We start from the raw sequence: 3167 nt of genomic DNA on the forward strand, positions 1-3167 counted from the left end.
GCCGGCACGCTGGCGCAGGGGTGGGATGGGCAGAAGCTTGCGCAGCAAGCCAAGGTGAATGCCCAGATCGTGGCGGAGTTCGGGGCGCAGGCGGCTAATGAAGTTGCCAGAAACCTGGATGAGAAAGCGAAGGAGTTACGCGCGGCGGGTAAGGTTGAGGAAGCAAAAAAGTACGAGGAAGGCGGGGAATACCGCGTCGCCGCACACGCGGTCGTCGGCGCCATGACAGGGGGAGTCGCCGGCGCGCTGGGAGGTGCCGCTAGCGCATCAGTTGCCGACAAGTTGAATGACTTGCAGCGAGTTCTGACGAAGTCGCTGACAGACGCAGGATTAGGTCCGGACAAAGATGGAAACAACGACTGGGCAAGTGGCCTAGCGAGGCTAGCCAGCGGCGCCCTAGCCACGGGTGTGGGCTTCGCTGCGGGCGGAAGCTTCGACGCCGCTGCCGCTGGCCTGAATCAGGACTTCAATAACCGCCAACTGCACACCAATGAACGCCAGCTGATTGCGGACTTGGCTGAAAAAAGGGCCAAGGAGTTTTGCGGTACCAATGCGACGTGTGACGCTGCTGTCTACGGCGCGTATCTGGCGGATGCCATGCAGCGTCTAGCCGAGGCGGCAGTCGACTCCGACAAGGCGAAAGAGACTGCAACATATTTCGCAGAACTCAAAGCGATTGCGGCCAAGAACCCTAGCAGTGTGGCCGCGCTAGGCGGCCTGGATGCCTACGACGCCATGCTTACAGAGGCAAGACGTCTTCTCTCACCTTATGTCGGAAAAGTGATAACCGTGCGGGGAATAGCGGCTACCGCCGACGGCAGTGTCCAAACGTATTTCAAAGCAACCGACGCGCAGAAAAACGACCACACGGCTAACGCTTTCTTAGGCCAGTTACCAACTTCGTCAGTCGTACCTGGGATGAACCTTCGAGACGAGATGAGGGTGGAAGGTCTGACCGCGCAGCTTGGATCAGCGCTGCCTGATACAACCTTGGAGGAAATATTCCTTGGTGGTGCAATTGAAAAGCGTCTTGGGAAGTTGGTTGGTGAATGGTGGAAAACGCTACCTGGCAAGGGCGGCTTGACAGGTGTGATTGACTCCGACGTCTCGGTAATTGCCAAGCAGATTGGCGACCTTGAGTTGCCAAGTTCGTCCTTCAGTAAACCTTCTAGCAGTTCAGGCAAATGCTCCTTCCGAGGAGATATGCTTGTCCAAACAAGCAACGGGTTCTCACGAATCGATGATATTAAGCTTGGCGACTGGGTACTTTCCCGCGATGAACGAACTAATGCGCTCGCAAATAAGCGCGTTCTGGCTCAGTATAGTAATCCCTATCGAGAAACAGTCTATTTGGGGATTATTAATTCGTCGGGTTCGACGCAAACCATCGTTACAAACCGGATCCACCCATTTTTCGTCAAATTGCCTATCGGGCGTAACGCTCCACCCTCATCAGAAGGTCATAACTACTTGGGGCCAATTCCCGGAGGAGCTTGGATAGATGCTCAAAATCTTACCGTCGGACTTGTTCTTATTGGGCCGGACGGTAAAGATCAACTTGTGGATTCCGTGCAAATCCGAACGGAGGAACTGCGCGCGTTCAATCTCACGGTCGAAGATTTTCATACCTATTTCATAAAGGCGCCAGATGGTGAGGAAGCGATCTGGGTCCATAATAACTGCTTCGATTACCTACCCGCTTCGGCGCAGCCTACGGGGAAGACGACCCCCGACGGAAGGAAGCTGTACACATTTAGAGATCAAGACGGATCGCAGATAACGGTCTATGAAGGGATAGACGGTCGATATTACGATTCAAAGAAGTTCCCTCCAGACGCAGCTTTGCCCCCAAACGTTAAGTCTTCCAACCTAGAAGAAGTCAAAAGAATACCTGAACTTGATGAATTCACTCGTGTTGTAAATGGAGGTGGTCTTTCTCCGTCGGAAAAGCTGGCATATAAGATGGCTGTTTTACGTGACGTCGCTGAATCCAACGGATGGACCGTTGATAGAGATTTAACACGAATGAACCGGCGAACGGTATACCAAGATCCGGGCGAGCCGGGGGTTTTTTGGTCACAAGACACGCAGCACGGAACTTTTGAAAAGCACGATAGGTTTGGCAACCACTTAGGTGAGTATGATATAAAGCTAAGCCCGACGAAGGATCCTCAGGGGCATAAGCTAAAGGTGAAATGATGAAGTGGATAAAACTCCTCGATTTTGAATCGGACAATTTTTTTCCCGGTACGGTAATTCGCGTTCCCACGATGCGGCATAGTAGTAACTGGTACTACGACTCCGTCATGGATTTTTTGGTTTTCGATGCTATTTCCTATGAAAATGGTTGTGGTTTAGGGTTGATCGTGCTTTCGGGGCCCAAAGCAGGGAAAATTAATACAATACTGCCTGGTTCTTCTGCTCCAAATGGTGCGCACGCAATCAGCAAGGATTGGCTTATCAATAATTGGAATGAATATTTTTATCCTGATGGAACTCCTGCGCAGGCGTGGGTTTCCGTCATCGAGTCAATAAATTCATTGCCTGACGGAACGGTATGGGAAATACCGGATGTGGGGGATGATGAGGTTTCGCTATAAAGCCTTGAGTAGGCCAATAGGGTACGGGGAATGCACCGGCGGCACCTGGGTTAAGTATGAACTCGACCGGTAGGGAAGTGGTCATCGTGGAGATGGGACATGCTCACAGGGCGCGCGCCATCGAGGATCGCGCCGATAGCCGCAACGGGCTTCGGTGGTGTGCAGGCTAGCGGTTAGACCCCGCGATCAGACACCCTTCAGTGACTGTTGCCAAGCGAGAGGGGCCCAGCCAGATGGGAATCGTCAGCCAGTTCACCGTGAGGCTCGCTTTAAGACTTCAAGTCAAGGATCACAAAGGAGCGGTGTGGGCATTGACGGTGAAGCACGAATACCGCGCTGAGGATCTGGACATGCAAGGAGGCCAGAACCTGAAACTCCGCTTCCGGATGTCGGCTAGCAGAAAGTTGCGGCCTAACTTCGGCGCCAACATGCGGTGGACGCGCAAGGCTTCGTGACGCTGAAGGCGAGGCAAGACCTGACGGCCACCGCTGCGGAGATCAAGAGCTCGGAAGGGGCGGTGACGCTGGCGGCCGGGCGGGATGTGCAGCTGCTGGCCGGTGAGGCCCG

At 53.7% G+C, this 3167-nt stretch carries 2 protein-coding genes; both read left to right on the top strand.

Translation table 11 applies throughout. The features are described 5' to 3' along the window. On the top strand, positions 1 to 2199 hold a 2199-nt coding region (locus tag FHS28_RS23785), incomplete at its 5' end, for a polymorphic toxin-type HINT domain-containing protein (RefSeq protein WP_259373094.1). Next, positions 2199 to 2600: an Imm45 family immunity protein gene (imm45, locus tag FHS28_RS23790; protein ID WP_259373095.1), complete on the top strand. Its 402-nt coding sequence runs from the start codon at positions 2199 to 2201 to the stop codon at positions 2598 to 2600. The genes FHS28_RS23785 and imm45, both read left to right, overlap by 1 nt. Positions 2601 to 3167 lie beyond the last annotated feature (567 nt).

The organism is Roseateles terrae (genome assembly GCF_014192155.1).
Lineage (GTDB): Bacteria > Pseudomonadota > Gammaproteobacteria > Burkholderiales > Burkholderiaceae_C > Roseateles > Roseateles terrae.